Below are 17617 nucleotides of genomic sequence, written 5' to 3'. Positions count from 1 at the left end.
CCTGTTCGACCTGCATCAATTCGGTTGACAACGACCTAAGCAATGCTGTGAACTTCAATCAAGCTCAATTTTTGGCACAAATGTTCAGGCAAGCTTAACAGTGACCAAAACCATCAGCCTGACCGGCATGCGCAGCTTCGTCGCGGTCTGCGAGACCGGCGGCGTGCGCGCCGCCGCCGATCAGATCGGCCGCACGCCGTCGGCCGTGTCGATGACCCTGAAACAGCTGGAAGACGACATCGGCGCGCCGCTGTTCGAAAGCGAGCGCAAGGGCGCGCTCTCGCCGGTCGGCCGCATCGTGCTCGACGAGGCGCGCGCCATGATCGCGCATTACGATCGCGCCTGCCTGGCGATGACCAGCTACGCCGCGGACCTGCAGGGACGCTGCGACGTTGCAAGCGTGCCTTCGGTCGCCGTGACCTTGCTGCCGCGCGCGATCGCCCAGCTCCGCGCCGAAGGCAACCGGTTCGACATCCATGTCCGCGACAGCGATTCCAGCGCCATCGTCGAGGCGGTGGAAAACGGCATGGTGGAGGTGGGCCTTTGCGTGCTCGCCAGCAAGCGGCCGCAGCTCAGTTTCGAACCGCTGTTCCAGGAGCCGCTCGATTTCGTCTGCCCGGTCGATCATCCGCTGGCGACATCGAAGCGCCCGTTGAAATGGGCGCCGCTTGAAGGCGAGAGCTTCATCCGCAATGGCGCGGCCGAAGCACTCGGGCTTGCCGAGACCGAGGCGCTTGCCGCGGGCTCGAAACTCACCGCGACCAATGTGAGCTCCAACCTGGCGATGGTGGAGGCGGGGCTCGGCGTCACCATCCTGCCCCGGCTCTGCCGCTGGAAGTGCAGCCGTGCCGTGCGCTTCGTTCCGCTTGCCGATCCGCGTTCGAGCCGGACGGTCGGCTGGATCGCCAAGGAAGGCCGCAACCTGCAGCCGGCGTCGCTGCGCTTCATCGAATGCATTCGCCAGCAGACTCAGGCGGGCGAGAAAGAGTTCGGCTATGCCGCGGCATGATTGGTTGGTGACCGGATGACACGCCTGACAGAAGTCCGCATCGAAACGCTCGCCCGAGAAGCGCTGATGCGGCACGGCGCAAGCGAGCACCAGGCCGGGGCGCTGGCCGCCGGCATCGCGGCGGCGGAACGCGACGGCCTGAAGTCGCACGGGCTGATGTATCTGCCGACCTATTGCGAGCACTTGACCTGCGGCAAGGTGCTGGGACTGGCCGAGCCGCGCCTGACCCGGCCGGCTCCGGCGGTTGTCGCCGTCGATGCCGGCAACGGCTTTGCCCATGCGGCCATCGCTACCGGCCTGCCGCCGCTGATCGAAGCGGCCCGCTCCCAAGGTGTCGCCGCGCTTGCCATTCGCAATTCCTACAATTGCGGCGCGCTCGGCTATCACACCGAGCGCATCGCCCGGGACGGCCTGGTCGGGCTGGGTTTCACCAACGCGCCGGCCTCGATCGCGCCTTGGGGCGGCCGCAAGGCGGCAGTGGGCACCAATCCCTGGTCGCTCGCGGTCCCGGACGGACAAGGCGGCGCGCGCTTGATCATCGACCAGAGCGCCAGCGTCGTCGCCAAGAGCGAGGTCATCAAGCGCGCCCGCGCCGGCGAGCCCATCCCTTCCGGCTGGGCCTTCGACGCGAGCGGCGAGACGACCACCGATGCCGGCGAGGCGCTGAAGGGCACCATGGCGCCGGCGGGCGGCTACAAGGGCGTCGGTTCCGCCCTTTTGGTGGAGATTTTCGCCGCATGCCTTACGGGCGCCAATCCCGGGCTCGTCGCGAGCCCGTTCTCCGGCACGGCCGGAGGCCCGCCCGGAACCGGCCAGTTCTTCCTGGCGGTGTCGCCCGACGCCACGTCGGGTGGGCTGTTTGCGGGCAATCTTGAAACCGTCGCCGGCGCTTTCGTCGGCGATGCGAGGCTTCCGGGCACAAGGCGTTTCGGCGCGCGCGAGAACAACACCCAAGGCATCGAGGTGGCGGCCGAGACGCTCGCCACGCTGGAAAAACTCGCCGGGACCGCCGCATGACGGCGATCGCGCTGCGCCCGCCGGAGGTCGTCATGCGGCTGCAGCGGCTGGGCGCGGCGCATCCGACGCGGCTCAGCTTCCTGCGCCAGCTGATCCGCCGCGCCACCCGGGAGAAATGGCGTGTCCGCAAGCACCTGTTCGACCTGGACGACAACGGGTTCGGGCGCGTGGTCTATGCGGTCGAGGCGCCGGCAAGGATATACAGCCTGGTCGCGTTCTCGACGCCGCTCGATGACGAGAAGCGCTCGGACCGGGTGATCGCGCAGGCTTGGGACACGAGTTACGTGCTTTGGGACGGCTTGCCGGACGTCGCCGACATTGCGCGGTTGGAGGCAAATGCGCCGCTGCAGGAGGCGGGCCGCTACACCAGAAGCGAACTGGTGCTGGCGCGCGCGAACAAAAGTGTCAGGCTCTTTGAGGACGTCGCCGCGGCGCTGGCGCGGGGACAACAGCCGGATGAGGAGCAGTTGCTCGGCGTCGGCTATCTGCTTCGCACCACGGCGGTCTACGGCAACGGCAAGTTCGGCATCGCGGATCGCGACGACATATCCTCACGGCCGGAGCTTGCCGGATCCTTCCAGGCTGAAATGCTCACTGTCTGGCTGATCCGGTCCTTCACTTTCGACCTCGTCGATCACATTGCCCGTCGGCGCAACCCGGCCGGCGCGGCGAGGCTGGCACCGGAGTTGCGCCGGGCGCTCGGCGTGGGCAACGCGACCGGACTCGGCATGGCGCCCTTCCTCGTGCGCCATCCGCTGTTGACGCATAGCTGGTTCCTGGCCCGCGAAACCGCGCTGGCGCGGGTGCGCGCCGAACCACGTGGCGGCGCGGCGGAACGAGACGCCTTCTCGAAAGCGCTCGCCGATCTGCGCCGGCGCGTTGCCCGCTGGCACAGCGACGACAACCGCCAGGCCACGGCAACCCGAATGTTGGCCGCCGACCTGGGCGCGCTGGCGGAAAACCTCGATCGGCTTCTGACGAAGCCGCGGCCTTGGGATGCGCTCTATCGCTTCGCTGAAGATCACTTCTCGCTGGAGGGGCAGGAAGCCTGCGTCTCCCTTATCCTCGAACCGCACGGCGCCTTGATCGACGAGCTCGGCGACACGATGAAGGCCGACGAGACGCCCGGCCATGCCATCGAAGGCGACATGGACTGCGGCTCGCTGCGCCAGGCGCTCCTCGACTGCTATTCCTGGGCGATGGCAATCGACTTCGCTGAGCCGTCCGCCAGCGCGCGCTTCTGGTATGTGTCGGCGGAAAAGCTAGAGCCTCGGCTTGGCGAGCGCTTCGAGGAGGATGGCGCCGAGCTTGAGCAACCTCTGGCCACCGCGCGCGACGCGCTTGGCCTGGCGGCCGCTCTGGCAAAGGCGCCGGCCTCGGCCAGTGTCGCCGATTTCCTGCTGCGCTGGCCCGAGTGGCGCCATGCGGTGCGACGAGCCCAGATCGTCGCCAAATTTCCCTACGCCGAGATCCACGACAACCTGATCGGCGCTGAATTGCGGCCCGTCGACATATTGCGCGCCAAGCTGGCGTTCTTCGGCGCGCGCAGTTTCGATCCCCGCTCCGACCGCTGGCTGCGCATCGCGCTGTTCAGCGGTGAGCCGCTGATCGAGGATGTCTCCACGATGGCGGGAGAGGCCGCGTGATCGACCTGTCGCTCAACGAGGTGGAAACGCTGAGCGCCAAGGCGGCCAGGGGCGCCGGATTTTCATGGGGATTGGCCGAGGATGTCGGCCGCGCGGCGCGCCGGATCGCGGTCGAGGACGACAAATGGGGCCACGCCATGCTGAGCCTTGCTGAACACGCACAATCCTTCGAGCCACCCAGTCCTGCCCGCGCGGCGCGCTGGCGGAGCGGCCAGACTGACGTCGCGATTGGAGGGCCGCTTTGTCCCATCCGGACGGCGGCCCTGCTGCTCGACGAACCGCTTCCGGCGAGCGCTATGCCGCTGACGATCCTGGATGTCGGCCTGCCGGTCTGGCTCGACGCCATGCTGCGCCGCTCGGCCATGCGCGTAGCGCGGCTCGCGGGGTTGGCGACGCGCGCCGATGTCGTCATCGACAACCGCGCCGAAACCGAGCAGCCAGCCACAGGCCGGCGCGGTGCGATCGACGACCGGACGCTTGCGGCGCTCAATTCCTTCGCCGCCAGGACCTATGTGCCGGAAAGCGAAAGATCGCGCCTGCGTGGTGCCGGCGGCGGCCGGGTGGATTATGAATAACAAGGGGAGAAAAAGATGAGCGCAGCCGACGGCCAGAAGATCGCCATGCGTGGCGCAGGCTACTACTCGGCCAACACCGTCGGCGCCAAATATGTCATCGACAAGGTCGGCGATCTCGTCGTCGAGGCTGTCGCCAGGATGCCCCGGCTGGCCGACGGCCTGCCCTTCGCCATCGCCGATTTCGGCGCCGCCGACGGGGGCACTTCCATGGACATGATGCGACGGCTGATCGGCGCCGTTCGGGAGAGGGAACCGGACCGGGCGATATCGATCACCTACACCGACCTGCCTCACAATGATTTCTCGACCTTGTTCCGACTCAGCCAAGGCCTTCTTGGAACCTCCACCGAAGCGCCGCTGGCCGAGACGCCCGGGCTTTACATCTTCGGCAGCGGCACCAGCTTCTACCGCCAGATCCTGCCGGACGATTCGCTGTCGTTCGGCTTCTCCGCCACCGCGATGCATTGGATCAGCAAGCGGCCGTGCATGATTGCCGACCACGTCCAGGCGGTCGGTGCAAGCAATGCCGAGCGCGAGCAGTTCCGCGCCCAGGCGCTGCGCGACTGGGAGACGATCCTGCTTGCCAGGGCGCGTGAATTGCGATCAGGCGGGCGACTTGCGCTGGCCAATTTCTGCGTCGACGAGGAAGGCCGCTATCTCGGACATACGACGGGTGCCGACATGTTCGACAGTTTCGCCCGCCATTGGCGGGACCTGCTTCGCGTAGGGCGGATCAGCGAGACGGAGTATGTCAACGCGACGTTCCAGCAGTTCTACAAGACACCCGACGAGTTCGCGGCACCCTTCCGCGATCCCGCTTCGCCTGTGTCGCAAGCCGGGCTAAGGCTGGAGACGATATTCACCATGGTGACGCCCTGCCCCTATGCCGAGGCGTTCCGGACCCATCGCAATGCGAAGGATTTCGCCCGGGCCTATGTGCCGACGCTGCGCTCCTGGTCCGAGACCGTTTTCGCCAACGCGCTCGATCCCGCCCGACCGCCAAGCGAACGCTCCGCGATTATCGACGATTTCTACGGCGCCTATGAAGCCGACGTCGCGCAAGCTCCAGAAGGTCATCGCATGGACTACGTTCACTGCGTGACGGAAATCGTCAAGTCTTGACCGGGGGCAAGCGCCGCGTCGCCCGCTCCAGGTCTTGACGAAAACAGGTGCGCCTGTTTGAGACTCGGGATCAAGGGACATTTGCTCCCGAGGAGATGAGCAGGCGGTGGGCAAGCTTTGAAGCGCGTTTTTCGATTGCTTGCTGCTGCGATCGTGGCGTTCGGCGCGACCGGATGCACCAGCATTTCCTACTATGCGCAATCGCTGGAGGGCCATGTCGAGATCATGGCCGCGCGCAAGAATGTTGCGAAACTGATCCGTGATCCGTCGACGCCGGAGCCATTGCGCGTCAAGCTGACATCGGCCAGCGCCATACGCCGCTTCGCCACGGAAGAACTGGCGCTGCCCGACAACAGCAGCTACCGCAGCTATGTCGATGTCGGCCGCAGCGATGTGACCTTGGCGGTCTTTGCCGCGCCGCAATTCTCGCTCGCGCCGGTAACATGGTGCTTTCCGGTGTTCGGCTGCGTTCCCTACAAGGGTTATTTTTCGCGCAAGGACGCGCTCGAAAATGCCGCCGCGCTGCAGCGGCAGGGGCTGGACGTCTATGTGACAGGCATCACGGCCTATTCCACGCTGGGCTGGTTCAGCGACCCGCTGCTCAGCACCATGCTGCGCCAGAACGACACCTATCTCGCCAGCCTTGTCTTCCATGAGCTGGCGCATCAGAAAGTCTATATAAACGGCGACTCCGCGTTCAACGAGGCTTTCGCGGTTACCGTCGAAACCACCGGCACCAGGAAATGGCTCCGCGCCACCGGCAATCGCGCCGGATTGCGCAGCTACGAAGCCGATCGCAAGCGCAAGGCGGATTTTCTCGGCCTGATAGCGAAAACCCGGGACGAGCTGAAACAGGTCTATGGAAGTCCCCGCAGCCCCGCGCAGATGGCGGCCGCCAAGGCGGCCACGATCGACAGGCTGCGGGCACGCTATCGGCAGATGCGCGACAAGCGTTGGGCCGGATACCGCGGATACGACGCCTGGTTCGACAGCCCGATCAACAACGCGAAGCTCGCCGCGACTGCCGTCTACGGCGAAGAGGTCCCGGCGTTCCTTCACCTGTTCGACTTGTGCTCAGGCGACTATCCGCGGTTCTACGCCGCTGTTCGACGGATCGGAAATTTGCCCGGACCTTCCCGTGCCGAAGCGCTCAAGACCGCGACGACGTGTGATTGAGCTGAACCGGCTCTAATTCTCCGCCAGCGCCGTCACCTCGCGCCGGAAAGGCAAGGCATCGCCGATATCGGCCTCGTCCAGCTCGCGGGCGAAGCGGTGGCCGGCATAGGTGGCCCAGGCGATCGGCCCCGGCGCCTCGGCATCGCCGATGACCTTGATCGAGCGGATGCCATTGCCAGCCCACTCGTTTTCCCGGGCTTTCAGCGCGCGCCAGACCGCGTCGTCCTGGTTGCGTGACGTGACCAGAACGACGGCATCGGCCGCCAATTCCTGGCGCGCGCCAGTATAGACGCAGGCCGTGACGACGCCGCCCGAAGTGATGCCCGTTACGGTCCGGTTGAGGACGATATTGACGCCCAGTTCCGCCAGGCGGCGGTGGATGGCGCCCTGCTCCAGCGTGTTGCGGGTCCAGTCCGAGACATAGGCTGAAGGCGTCACCAGGGTCACCTTGGCGCCACGCCGCGCCATCAATTCGGCAAGAACTCCGCCCATGTAATAGTGGTCGTCGTCGAACAGCACGACGCTGCCGGACGGCGCCTTGCCGCCCATCAGATCGTCGGGCGTGTAGACCGGCATGGCGGCGTCGATCGGCATCGGCACGACATGCGCGCGTGCCACGCCGTCGCGCCGCCAGGTCGATCCGGTGGCGATGGCGACGTTCTGGAAGCCGAAGGACAGGATGTCGTCCGCCGACAGCCGGCTTTCGAAATAGATGTCGACATTCGGCATCTGGCTGAGCTGGTACTGTCGATAGTCGCGCACCCTGCCCCAGGCCGACAGGCCCGGCAGCAGGCACTCGCGCGCCACGCGTCCGCCAAGCGCGGTGCCCGCTTCCGCCAAGGCCACCTGATAGCCGCGCAGGCCGAGCGCGCGGGCGGCCTCCAGCCCGGCTGGCCCGGCGCCGACGATCAGCACGCTGTCGCTGTCGCCCTTGGGCTGCATGCGCTCCGGGTGCCAGCCCTTGCGCCATTCCTCCATGAAGGTCGGGTTCTGCGTGCAGCGCGAGATGGACATGGTCATATCGCCGGTGATGCAGATGTTGCAGCCGATGCATTCGCGGATGTCCTCGATGCGCCCCTCCTCTACCTTCCTCGGCAGGAAAGGATCGGCGATCGACGGGCGGGCGCAGCCGATGAAATCGAGCGTGCCGGACCTGATCATCCGCACCATCACGTCGGGCGAGGTGAAGCGGCCGACGCCGACGACCGGCTTCGAGGTCAGCTTCTTGATTCCAGAGACGAGGCTCTCCTGCGCCGCCTCCTCCTTGAAGCGCGAGGGTCCTGAGCAGTCCTCCCAGGCGCCATGCGCGAGATCCCATAGGTCGGGCAGCTCGGCATGCATCTCGATCATGTCGCGGACTTCGGAATTGGCGAAGCCGAGCTCGCCGATCATCTCGTCCAGCGACAGCCTGAGCGTCAGGCCGCAGGCGTCGCCGATCGCGTCGCGCCCTTCCTCGATCAGCTCGCGCATCAGCCGCGAGCGGTTCTCCAGCGAGCCGCCATATTCGTCGCTGCGCTGGTTGGTGGCGGTGGACAGAAAATGCTGGATGATGCCGAAGCCGTGCGCGCCGTAGAGACAGACCAAATCGAAACCCGCCTGCCTGGCGCGCTTGAAGGCATTGCGATGCCAGCGGCGCAGGTCGCGGATATCCTCTCTGTCCATGGCGCGCGCCTGCACGGGATCGTTGGTGAAGGTGCGGATCGGCAAGGCCGACGGCCCGCGCGGGACCTCCTTGGTGTAGAGGTTGGGACCGTTGATGCCGGAGTAGGCGAGCTGGATACCGGCGAGCGCGCCATGCTCGTGCATGGCTTTCGCCATCTTGGCCAGGGCCGGAATGTCGGCGTCGTCCCACAGCCGGAGCTCGATGAAGGGCGTGATCTCCGAGGTGTGGTGCATCTCCGTCTGCTCGGTGAAGATGACGCCCCATCCGCCCTCGGACTTCATGCGGCGCATCTCGGCCGCGGCCGACGGATCGCGATAGCCGCCGCCATTGCAATGCGGAACCTGATAGAAGCGGTTCTTGGCCGTCACCGGACCGATCTTCATCGGCTCGAACAGAATGTCGTAGCGTGGGTCGCGCATGGTACTCCCTTCCCGTCGGCTGGCGCTGCCGATGCTCCGGAGACTACTCATAAGTTGGCGCTGACGCAGGAAAACTACGGAATTCTTCTGTGCGGGTTAGGACATGCCTAATCTCGCGTCGCCGGGATTAGGCTGCAATGAATCGAAGCTGAGCCAAATGCGACTTCAGGGCGGGCATCGGCCGATGTAGACAGCCGGTTGCGGCAACGGGACAAGACACATGGGCAGCATTGATATCCTCGAACGGCTGATAGCCTTCCCGACAGTGAGCCGCGAGTCGAACCTCGACCTCATTAGCTATGTGGCTGACCTGCTCGAAACGAGCGGCATAGCCAGCCAGCTCATCCACAGCGCCGACGGCCACAAGGCCAACCTATTTGCCACCATCGGTCCGGCCGACAAATCCGGCATCATGCTGTCCGGCCATACCGACGTCGTTCCCGTCGATGGCCAGAACTGGACGCTGCCGCCCTTCGCGATGACCGCGCGCGACGGCAGGCTCTACGGGCGCGGCGCCGCGGACATGAAGGGGTTCGTGGCTTCAGCGCTCGCGGCCTGCCTCAAGGCCGCGAAGATGCCGCTGCGCACGCCCTTGCATCTGGCACTTTCCTATGACGAGGAGGTCGGCTGCCTCGGCGTGCGCGATCTGATCGAGATGCTGAGCGCGGCGCCCCGACGCTCGCTGCTCTGCATTGTCGGCGAGCCGACCAACATGCAGGTGGCCACGGGGCACAAGGGCAAGCTGGCGGCGCGCGCCGTCTGCAGGGGACGCGAAGGCCATTCAGCACTCGCTCCGCTGGCGCTCAATGCCATCCATCTCGGCTGCGATTTTGTGCGCGCCTTGCGCGACGAACAGGAGCGGCTTGCCCGCGACGGCGCGCGCGACGGCGACTACGACATTCCCTATACGACGGTGCATGTCGGCAAGATCAATGCCGGCGTGGCGCTCAACATCGTGCCCAACCTTTGCGTGGTCGATTTCGAGATCCGCAACGTCGCCGACGACGATGCCACGAGCATCCTCGACAGGCTGCGCGGCGCCGCCGCGCGCATTGCCGCGGATGCCGCCGCGATCGCACCAGAAGCCGCAATCGACATCGAGATCACCAACACCTATCCGGGCCTCGACACGCCGGCCGCTTCGGAAGCGGTCGCATTCGTCAAATCCCTGACCGGTGCCAACAGCACTATGAAGGTCGCCTTCGGCACGGAAGGCGGATTGTTCAGCCGCGATCTCGGCACGCCTTCCGTCGTCTGTGGACCAGGCTCGATGGCGCAGGGACATAAGCCGGACGAATATGTCAGTGTCGAGCAGTTGCGGCGCTGCGACGAGATGCTGGAGCGGCTGCTGTCGCGGCTCACCGACGGCTGGCCGTGAATCTTACTTGACGATGCGCTCGGTGCCGAAGACGCCTTGCTCGACGACGAAGCGGCGGCAATGGTCGATGAAAGCCTGCACCGTCAGCGTTCGATGCTCGGCATTGGGCAGCGCAATGCCCATGGTCAGCGGCCTGATGTCGCCCAGCAGGGGCACGAAGACCAGCAATTTGCCGTCCGGCGACATGGCGTTGAGCGGCCGCATATTGGCGATGCCGTAGCCGAAGCCGTTGGCGACCATCGAGCGCATCACGGCGATGTCGCCGGTGCGCTCAGCGATCCTGGGCCGCAGGCCTTGGAACGCCGAGAGAAAATATTCTCGACTGTAGGGCAGATCGAGCAGCACCATCGGCTCGTCGACCAGTTCCTCGGGCGTGATGCCCGCTCTCCCCGCCAGGCGATGCGCGGCCGGCAGCATCACATAGGCCGGCAGTTGCATCAGCGGCTCGAACGTCATGTCCTGCGACAGTTCGAGATCGTAGGTAAGAGCTGCATCTATTTCGCCACGCTGCAGCATCTCGAACAATTGCCCCTGGTTGCGCTCGAATTGCCGGACGCGCACATCCGGATAGGCGTCCTCGAACTTCCTGCGCAGCGCCGGCAGCACGATCTGCGCGAAAGTCAGCAGGCAGCCGACCGCCAGCGGTCCGCGCACCTTTTCCGCGATATCACCGGCAATGTCGTGCAGCGCGTCCGCGTCGTTGAGCAGCCGCGCGGCTTCCTTGAGGAACAGGCGCCCGCCCGCCGTCAGCGCCAGCGCGTGCGAATGCTTGCGCACGAAGAGCTGGACGCCGAACTCCGCTTCGAGCTGCGCGATCGAGGCCGAGATCGACGGCGGCGAGACATTCACCTGCTCGGCCGCCTTGGCGATCGAGCCGGCTTCGCCAACGGCGACGAAATATTCGAGCTGTCTGAGCGTGAAACGGAGCGGCATGGTCCTATGTTGCCGGTTTGCACCCGGCGATCAAGTCACGGCCGCTCGGGACTTGATTCAGGCGGTATTCAGAACGCACGACGTTCGCGGCACACCGCGCATCGACCATCGCACCCAATCTGGATGCCGGGTCGAGCGGGTCGCCGGGTTTCGTATGCCGACTCCGGAACTGGTCGGACTACTCGTCGCCGGGCACGCCGTAGCTCGGCGCATCGGACGGACTGAGGGCGCGGGTGACGTAGGCATCGAGCTGCGGTTTGTAGATCTCCCACAGCGTTGCCAGTTGCTCGATCGGACACGCCTCGGTCCAGTCGCAGCGCAAATCGGCGACGGGCCAGGACACATCGCGCACCAGCTTCATGCCGGCGGAGCGGACAGGTCCCGCTTCGCCGCCCGCCTTGAGCGCGGCGCCCATCGTGGCGATCAGCCGGTCGCCGAGATGGCCCTCGGAAGCGAGGAAGGCATCGACCATGGCTTGCGGGATGCCGCCATTCGCAAGCAAATTGCCGCCGCAGGCGACGTCCTCGCCGCGCGCCTCGGCCCAGATGCCGAGCGCTTTGGGCCCCGAGTGGATCGCGCTGCCGCCGGCCGCGTCGACCGCCAGCACCTGCCGGTATTCGCTGAAGGCAGCCGTGCGCTTGATGATCGCGACGGCCTCGGCAGCGGAGGCGCCGCGCGCCATCAGCTCCAGCGCCCGGACCCCGAGCGTCGGATCGGTGACGTTCTGGCTGGCGACCGCGCCGACGCCGGCCTGCGCATAGGCGCAACGCGCCGCGACCGCGGGAGACGACGACGACACCGCCACCCCAAACATGCCTGTCCGCTTGCAGCGCGCAACGATGGAAAAGGTCATCGCGCTCAGTCCGGGATCACGGCCGTGCCGTCGATCTCGACCAGCCATTCCGGCCGCGCCAGCGCCGACACGACCAGCCCGGTCGAAACCGGATGCACGCCCTTGATGTATTCGCCCATCGTCCGGTAGACGGCCTCGCGATGGCGGACATCGGTGATGTAGACCACCACCTTCACCAGATGCTCCATCCTCCCGCCGCATTCCTCGATGAGCTGGCTGATATTCTGCATGACCTTGTGTGTCTGCTCGGCCGGATCGTGGCTGTCGATGTTCTTGGCCGTGTCGAGATCCTGCGGGCACTGTCCCCGCAAATAGACGGTGCGGCCGCCGCGCGTGACGACCGCTTGGCAGAGATCGTTGTCGAGCTTCTGCTCGGGATAGGTTTCCTTGGTGTTGAATTTGCGAATTCGCGTATGCGCCATCTTGGTCTCCAATTGGGTCGGGCTCGCAGCTTTGTCAGGCGTCCACGGGCTCGCGCTTCGCGGCGGAATGGTAGGCGAGATATTTGCGCTGCGTCGAGATACGGTCGGCGATATGCTTGGCATCGTGCCAGACGCCCCAGATGAAGCTCGACCCCCTGCGCGACTGCCAGGGCAGTCCCAGGAAATAGATCCCGGGTTCGGTTGACACGCCGCGATGGTGCCTTGGCCGGCCCTTCTCGTCGAAGGCATCGACCTTCAGCCAGCTGTAGTCGACGGCGAAGCCCGTCGCCCAGATGATCGTCGCCACGCCGGCTTCGGCAAGATCGAGATTAAGGATCGGATTGGTCACGCAGTCCGGATCGGGGTCGATTTTGCGGAGAGCAGGCTCTTCCGGCAGGTCGAGGCCGTTGCGCGCGACATAGGCGTCGGCTTCGTCCAGCAGCGAAATCAAATTGGCGTCGCCGCGGGCAATGTTCTTTGCAAGATCCGGCGCGAAACTCATCACACCATCCTGGTACGCCTTGGTCATGCCGACCAGCGTAAGCCCCCGCGCGGCCAAGCGGCGGAAGTCGATTGTCTCGCCGCCGCGCGCGCCGCTGACCGCGATCGTGACATGTTCCGTGCCAGGCCCCGGGGTCTCGAGGTCCCATTTGCCGAGCACGCCTAGCCACCAGCAGAAGTCGCGCCCGCGATAGGAGCGCGGCGGACGATCATGCGCGCCGACCGAGAGATAAACGCGCCTCCCGGCGCGCTGCAGCTCATCGGCAATCTGCACGCCCGAGGATCCCGCGCCGACCACCAGCACCGCGCCCTTCGGCAGTTGCGCCGGATTGCGGTAGGCGCTGGAGTGGATTTGCAAGAGGCCGGCATCGGCAGGAACGAGAGAGGGGATGACGGGGACCTGGAAAGGCCCGGTCGCGGCAACGACGCTGTTGGCCTCGATCACGCCATCCGACGTCTCGACGCGAAATCCCGGACGGCCGATATTCCTCTGCACGAGCTTGACCTCGACGCCGCAGCGGATCGGCGCGTTGATCTGCTTTGCGTAGGCGACGAAATAGTTGGCGACCTCCTCCTTGGGCGGGAAGCCTTCGGGTCCTGTCACCGGAAACTCCATGCCCGGGAACCGGTCGTGCCAGGCCGGGCCGTTGGCGACCAGCGAATCCCAGCGCTGCGAGCGCCAGCGCTCGGCAATCCGGCCGCGCTCGAGGACGAAATGGGGCACCCCGCATTTGCTCAGGTGCTCGCTCATGGCCACCCCCGCCTGGCCGCCGCCAACGACAAGCGTGTCTATCGTCTCAACCGACATGCTCAGTCCTTTTTTGATTATCCGACGGCTTCCGCCGCGCGGGATGAAACCGACCTGGGCCATGGTGGATGCAGACTGGCTGCGCCATCCGACCGCTTCTGGCGCTCACAAGTAGCAGCACGTACCAGCGCGGGCCCATAACGAATCTCCGAAGTCACGCGTAACCATTTCCGAATTTCTCGCGCCGAGAGACGCACCTAGAGTTCCGGAATTCTCGAGGGGCTGGGATGCAGACTGAGAGCTTTGACTACATTGTCGTCGGCGCCGGTTCGGCCGGTTGCGTGGTCGCCAATCGGCTGAGCGCCGACCCGTCGGTCAAAGTATGCCTGATCGAGGCCGGAGGCAGCGACAACAGCCTGCGGGTCAAGGTGCCGGCCGGCATCCTCTCGCTCTACGGCAATCCCAATTACGACTATTGTTTCGTCGGCGTGCCGCAGCCGCACCTCAACAACCGCAGCATTCCGGTCAACCGCGGCAAGGCGCTGGGCGGATCGAGCTCGATCAACTCGATGGTCTATATCCGCGGCGCCGCCGAGGACTATGACGAATGGGCCGGACTCGGTTGCGCCGGCTGGGCCTATCGCGACGTGCTGCCCGTGTTCAGGAAGCTTGAGCGCAACCTGCTCGGCCAGGACCCGCGCTATCACGGCACCAGCGGCGAACTGCTGGTCGACAATCCGCGCGATCCGAACGTGCTTTCAAGCATGTTCGTCAAGGCCGGCAAGAACGCCGACCTGCCCGCCAACACCGACTTCAATGCCGAAAGCCAGTTCGGCCTCGGCATCTACAATGTCACCCAGGATCGCGGCCAGCGCTTCAGCAGCTTCAGCGCCTTCATGCGTCCGGTGCTCGGTCGCAGGAACCTGACATTGCTCAGCCAATGCGAGGTGATCGACCTCGTCATCGCCGAAGGGCGTGCGACGGGGATTCGCGTGCGGAATGAGGGCCAGCAGAAGACGTTCTCGGCCAACCGCGAGATCGTGCTTTCGGCCGGCGCCATCAATTCGCCCAGGATCCTGATGGCGTCCGGCATCGGTCCGGCGGCCGAGTTGCGGCAGATCGGCATCACGCCGGTCCTCGACTTGCCGGGCGTCGGCAAGAACCTGCAGGACCATGTCGACGGCATGATCACCGTGCGCTCCAAGAGCACCTGGACGCTTGGCTTGTCGCTCGCCAACCTGCCCCGCATCACCGCCGCGCCCTTCCAGTATTTCGCGCGCCGCAAGGGCATGCTCACCACCAACTATGTCGAGGCCGGCGGCTTCGCCAAGACCAGGTACGCGAACGGGCTTCCCGACATCCAGTTCCACTTCGTGCCCGGATATCGCAGTCATCGCGGCAGGCTGATCGAATACGGTCACGGCTACGCTATCCACACCTGCGTGCTCAGGCCGAAAAGCGTGGGCGAGATCAGGCTGTCGCGGGACAGTGCTCGCCGGGATGTTCTGATCGACCACCGTTTCTTCACGCATGAGGACGACGCCATGGTGCTGGTCGAGGGCATCAAGATGGCGCGCCGGATTTTTGCCTCGCCCGAATTCGACGCGGTGCGCGGCAAGGAGATGCTTCCGGGCCAGGATATAAGCAGCGACGACGAGATCCTCGCCTATCTGCGCGCCGAGGCACTGACCGTCTATCACCCGGTCGGGACCTGCAAGATGGGAACGGACGACATGGCCGTCGTCGATCCGGCGACGCTCAAGGTGCGCGGCGTCGACGGGCTTCGCGTCGCGGATGCCTCCGTCATGCCGAAGCTGATCGGCGGCAACACCAACGCGCCAAGCATGATGATCGGGCAGAAGGCTTCCGAGATGATCCTTGGTAGGGGCGCATAACGGGGCCAGTAGGCCACCGCTGTTTGGGTGAACCGTCGCAAACGTCCGGAGTCGCTTAAGCCCTCCAAACGTCGTCATTCTATGGCGAAGCAAGGAGCGAAGCGACGCGCGCAGACCATAGAATCCATTCCGTTACGCTAAGGCGCTGCTACTGTGCAGAATTCTGCTCCGCCGCATCCCTCGGCCAAGGTCACGGAATGGCAACTGTGTTCATGCGAAGGCGATTTTGTCGCGCATGATGGCATTGAGGACGACCAAGAGCTTCCTTGCGACGGCGATGATAGCCAGTTTCTTGGAGCCTGAGCGGGCAGCAAGTGCGGTGTAGAAGGTCTTGAAGCGCTCACAGGTTCTGATGGCGGTGAGGGCAGCCATATAGAGGGCGCGGCGCACGCGTGATCGCCCGCCCTGGATATGGCTCCTGCGGTTGAGCTTGCCGCTCTTGTTGTCGAACGGGGCAAGGCCGGCCAGTGCCGCGATCGCCTTGGGTGAGCGCTGGCCGAGCTCGGGCAGGAGCGCCAGCAGCGAGAGCGCGCCGACCTTGGAGACACCGGGCACGGAGACCATCAGCGCATGGTCGCGAGCGGTGTCCTGGTTTTGACGAATGACTTCGGCAATCTGGCTCTCGAACGCCTTGATGCGCGTGTCAAGGAAGGAGATCGTCTCTTCCAGATCGGCAATGACGATCTCATCGAAGGCCTCGGCGAGGTGCTTCTTCAGCGCTGCCCGCATCTCGACCAGGTGGTCGCGGTGGCCGGCAAGCGATTGAAGCCGCTCAACTTCTTCGCGCGGCGCCGGCTCGGCTTCAGGGTTATAGCGACGGCCATAGTCGCTCAGCATCCTGGCATCGAGAGGATCGGTCTTGGCGCGCCGGCGCGTCGACTTCGAATAGTGGTGGGTGTGTGCCGGGTTGTGCCGCGAGAACGGCACGCCGGCCTTGGCCAGCGCATGACGCAGCAGCCGGTCATGCACGCCTGTCGCCTCCATGACGACGAAGTCCCGACTGGGATCAAGACCCGCCACATAAGCCGCGATCGCATCGGCCTGGTTGTCGATGCGCCGAAGACGGCCGCTTGTCTCATCAAAAAAGTCGAGCCACTGCTTGGAGATGTCGCAGCCGACATAGTTCTGGGCTATCATGTCCACGCCTCTTCCTGTGGTGCGAGGTCTGCTTGTAACAGCCCCGTGCAACTGTTCAGGTTGATGGTTCACCGGTGGGAAGGGACCGGGCCATGCCACGGCCTGTCCGAAAGGACGACCAGGATCCACTCGGTCTCCTTCCCACTTCGAACCATACACCAGAACCAACACACAGGATCCTCGGGTCTCCGCGTCCGCTTCGCTCCCGCTCCGCCCGTGGATGACGAAGCTGAGAGTCTTCGGCCAATCCCCAGCGTCTGCGCTGAAGCCCGCAACCTTTCAGAAACCCGAGAGGCTAGTTAGTGATCCTCGTCGATCTCATCGTGCAGGAGGCCGAGGATGCGGCGCTTGAGCGCGATGAAGTCGGGTTCGAGGATCACGTCCATCGAACGCGGCCGCGGGATGTCGACCTTGATCTCGGCCTTGATCTTGCCGGGCCGGGCCGTCATCACCAGGACGCGATCGCCCAGCACCAGCGCCTCGTCGATATCGTGGGTGACGAAGAGCACCGTCTTCTGCTGCCGCTCCCAGACGCGCAGGAGCAGCTTCTGCATAGTGCCGCGCGTCTGGCTGTCGAGCGCGCCGAACGGCTCGTCCATCAGCAGCACGGCCGGGTCGTTGGCGAGAGCGCGCGCGATGGCCACGCGCTGCTTCATGCCGCCTGAGAGTTGCGCCGGATAATGGTCGGCGAAAGGCGCGAGGCCGACCTCGTTGAGATACTGGTCGACGATTTGCCTGCGCTGCTCCGCCGGCAGGCCCTTGCGCTTGGGCCCATATTCGATGTTGGCGCGCACCGTGAGCCAGGGAAACAAGGTATAGCTCTGGAACACCATGCCCCTGTCGGGACCGGGTTCGATCACTTCCCTGCCGTCCACCTTGATGCTGCCGGACGTCGCGTCGTTGAGCCCGGCCGCCAGATAGAGCAGGCTGGATTTGCCGCATCCTGACGGACCGACGATGACGCAGAATTCGTTCTTGGCCACCTTCAGCGACACATCGTCCAGCGCCAGCACGCCGTTGGCGTCGCCATAGCGCAATGTCACGTCCTTGATGGCCATGGTGGTGCCGGCCGAACGCTGATCGCCGGCTGCATGGGTCGTGCCGGCCCGATTGTTCGCCTTGA

15 protein-coding genes are annotated in these 17617 nt (G+C 65.2%); 8 read left to right on the top strand and 7 right to left on the bottom strand.

Translation table 11 applies throughout. The features are described 5' to 3' along the window. The first annotated feature begins 100 nt into the window (after positions 1-100). The 6 genes from EJ069_RS02405 (at position 101) to EJ069_RS02380 (ending at position 6545) form a co-directional block, all read left to right on the top strand. On the top strand, positions 101-1009 hold the full coding sequence (locus EJ069_RS02405) for a LysR family transcriptional regulator (protein WP_126059905.1): 909 nt from the start codon (positions 101-103) through the stop codon (positions 1007-1009). Positions 1010-1024: 15 nt separating this feature from the next. Next, complete coding sequence (locus EJ069_RS02400) at positions 1025-2026, top strand: Ldh family oxidoreductase (protein WP_126059904.1); 1002 nt, start codon at positions 1025-1027, stop codon at positions 2024-2026. Continuing rightward, positions 2023-3672: a hypothetical protein gene (locus EJ069_RS02395; RefSeq protein WP_126059903.1), complete on the top strand. Its 1650-nt coding sequence runs from the start codon at positions 2023-2025 to the stop codon at positions 3670-3672. The genes EJ069_RS02400 and EJ069_RS02395 overlap by 4 nt, the downstream gene beginning before the upstream one ends. Next, the gene (locus EJ069_RS02390) at positions 3669-4247 is read left to right on the top strand and encodes a DUF3726 domain-containing protein (protein WP_126059902.1); all 579 of its coding nucleotides are present in this window, start codon (positions 3669-3671) and stop codon (positions 4245-4247) included. Before EJ069_RS02395 ends, EJ069_RS02390 begins: the two co-directional genes overlap by 4 nt. 15 nt (positions 4248-4262) lie before the next feature. Continuing rightward, positions 4263-5369: an SAM-dependent methyltransferase gene (locus EJ069_RS02385; RefSeq protein ID WP_126059901.1), complete on the top strand. Its 1107-nt coding sequence runs from the start codon at positions 4263-4265 to the stop codon at positions 5367-5369. A gap of 135 nt (positions 5370-5504) precedes the next feature. Then, positions 5505-6545 carry an aminopeptidase gene (locus EJ069_RS02380; protein ID WP_245456422.1) on the top strand — a complete coding sequence of 347 codons (1041 nt, stop codon included), beginning with the start codon at positions 5505-5507 and terminating at the stop codon, positions 6543-6545. Positions 6546-6557: 12 nt separating this feature from the next. Here the strand turns inward: EJ069_RS02380 and EJ069_RS02375 are convergent, their stop codons facing one another. Then, positions 6558-8627 carry an NAD(P)-binding protein gene (locus EJ069_RS02375; RefSeq protein WP_126059899.1) on the bottom strand — a complete coding sequence of 690 codons (2070 nt, stop codon included), beginning with the start codon at positions 8625-8627 and terminating at the stop codon, positions 6558-6560. A 220-nt stretch (positions 8628-8847) separates the two neighbouring features. On the opposite strand from EJ069_RS02375, the gene argE reads away from it, so the two are divergent. Continuing rightward, on the top strand, positions 8848-10005 hold the full coding sequence (gene argE / locus EJ069_RS02370; RefSeq protein ID WP_126059898.1) for an acetylornithine deacetylase: 1158 nt from the start codon (positions 8848-8850) through the stop codon (positions 10003-10005). Between the two features lie 3 nt (positions 10006-10008). Here argE and EJ069_RS02365 read toward each other — a convergent pair whose 3' ends face one another. The 4 genes from EJ069_RS02365 to EJ069_RS02350 all read right to left on the bottom strand — a co-directional run bounded on the left by EJ069_RS02365 (position 10009) and on the right by EJ069_RS02350 (position 13522). Then, entirely contained in the window at positions 10009-10938 is a 930-nt protein-coding gene (locus EJ069_RS02365) for a LysR family transcriptional regulator (RefSeq protein WP_126059897.1), read from the bottom strand. 178 nt (positions 10939-11116) lie between these two features. Beyond that, positions 11117-11791 carry a DUF1028 domain-containing protein gene (locus EJ069_RS02360; RefSeq protein WP_126059896.1) on the bottom strand — a complete coding sequence of 225 codons (675 nt, stop codon included), beginning with the start codon at positions 11789-11791 and terminating at the stop codon, positions 11117-11119. A 5-nt stretch (positions 11792-11796) separates the two neighbouring features. Next, positions 11797-12213 (bottom strand): RidA family protein, encoded by a 417-nt coding sequence (locus EJ069_RS02355; protein ID WP_126059895.1) that lies wholly within the window; start codon positions 12211-12213, stop codon positions 11797-11799. 34 nt (positions 12214-12247) lie between these two features. Further along, positions 12248-13522 (bottom strand): NAD(P)/FAD-dependent oxidoreductase, encoded by a 1275-nt coding sequence (locus EJ069_RS02350; protein WP_126059894.1) that lies wholly within the window; start codon positions 13520-13522, stop codon positions 12248-12250. Between the two features lie 227 nt (positions 13523-13749). Here EJ069_RS02350 and EJ069_RS02345 point away from each other — a divergent pair, with 227 nt between their 5' ends. After that, complete coding sequence (locus tag EJ069_RS02345; RefSeq protein WP_126059893.1) at positions 13750-15357, top strand: GMC family oxidoreductase N-terminal domain-containing protein; 1608 nt, start codon at positions 13750-13752, stop codon at positions 15355-15357. A 210-nt stretch (positions 15358-15567) separates the two neighbouring features. Here EJ069_RS02345 and EJ069_RS02340 read toward each other — a convergent pair whose 3' ends face one another. After that, positions 15568-16494, bottom strand: coding sequence for a transposase (locus EJ069_RS02340; protein ID WP_126059570.1), 927 nt, complete (start codon positions 16492-16494; stop codon positions 15568-15570). Positions 16495-16793: 299 nt separating this feature from the next. After that, positions 16794-17552 carry an ABC transporter ATP-binding protein gene (locus EJ069_RS02335; protein ID WP_210211345.1) on the bottom strand — a complete coding sequence of 253 codons (759 nt, stop codon included), beginning with the start codon at positions 17550-17552 and terminating at the stop codon, positions 16794-16796. Between the last annotated feature and the right edge of the window lie 65 nt (positions 17553-17617).

Origin of the sequence: Mesorhizobium sp. M2A.F.Ca.ET.043.05.1.1 (assembly GCF_003952445.1) — a bacterium.
Taxonomy (GTDB): Bacteria; Pseudomonadota; Alphaproteobacteria; order Rhizobiales; family Rhizobiaceae; genus Mesorhizobium.
The sequence above is the reverse complement of the archived record's forward strand: the minus strand, read 5'-3'. Positions and strand labels throughout refer to the sequence as shown.

What these genes read in the sequence shown, in the direction of transcription:
- EJ069_RS02375 (WP_126059899.1), bottom strand. Translation starts at nt 8,627, where the DNA reads ATGCGCGACCCACGCTACGACATTCTGTTCGAGCCGATGAAGATCGGT.
- EJ069_RS02345 (WP_126059893.1), top strand. Translation starts at nt 13,750, where the DNA reads ATGCAGACTGAGAGCTTTGACTACATTGTCGTCGGCGCCGGTTCGGCC.
- EJ069_RS02355 (WP_126059895.1), bottom strand. Translation starts at nt 12,213, where the DNA reads ATGGCGCATACGCGAATTCGCAAATTCAACACCAAGGAAACCTATCCC.
- EJ069_RS02365 (WP_126059897.1), bottom strand. Translation starts at nt 10,938, where the DNA reads ATGCCGCTCCGTTTCACGCTCAGACAGCTCGAATATTTCGTCGCCGTT.
- EJ069_RS02395 (WP_126059903.1), top strand. Translation starts at nt 2,023, where the DNA reads ATGACGGCGATCGCGCTGCGCCCGCCGGAGGTCGTCATGCGGCTGCAG.
- EJ069_RS02335 (WP_210211345.1), bottom strand. Translation starts at nt 17,552, where the DNA reads ATGGCCATCAAGGACGTGACATTGCGCTATGGCGACGCCAACGGCGTG.
- EJ069_RS02400 (WP_126059904.1), top strand. Translation starts at nt 1,025, where the DNA reads ATGACACGCCTGACAGAAGTCCGCATCGAAACGCTCGCCCGAGAAGCG.
- EJ069_RS02385 (WP_126059901.1), top strand. Translation starts at nt 4,263, where the DNA reads ATGAGCGCAGCCGACGGCCAGAAGATCGCCATGCGTGGCGCAGGCTAC.
- EJ069_RS02360 (WP_126059896.1), bottom strand. Translation starts at nt 11,791, where the DNA reads ATGACCTTTTCCATCGTTGCGCGCTGCAAGCGGACAGGCATGTTTGGG.
- argE (WP_126059898.1), top strand. Translation starts at nt 8,848, where the DNA reads ATGGGCAGCATTGATATCCTCGAACGGCTGATAGCCTTCCCGACAGTG.
- EJ069_RS02340 (WP_126059570.1), bottom strand. Translation starts at nt 16,494, where the DNA reads ATGATAGCCCAGAACTATGTCGGCTGCGACATCTCCAAGCAGTGGCTC.
- EJ069_RS02350 (WP_126059894.1), bottom strand. Translation starts at nt 13,522, where the DNA reads ATGTCGGTTGAGACGATAGACACGCTTGTCGTTGGCGGCGGCCAGGCG.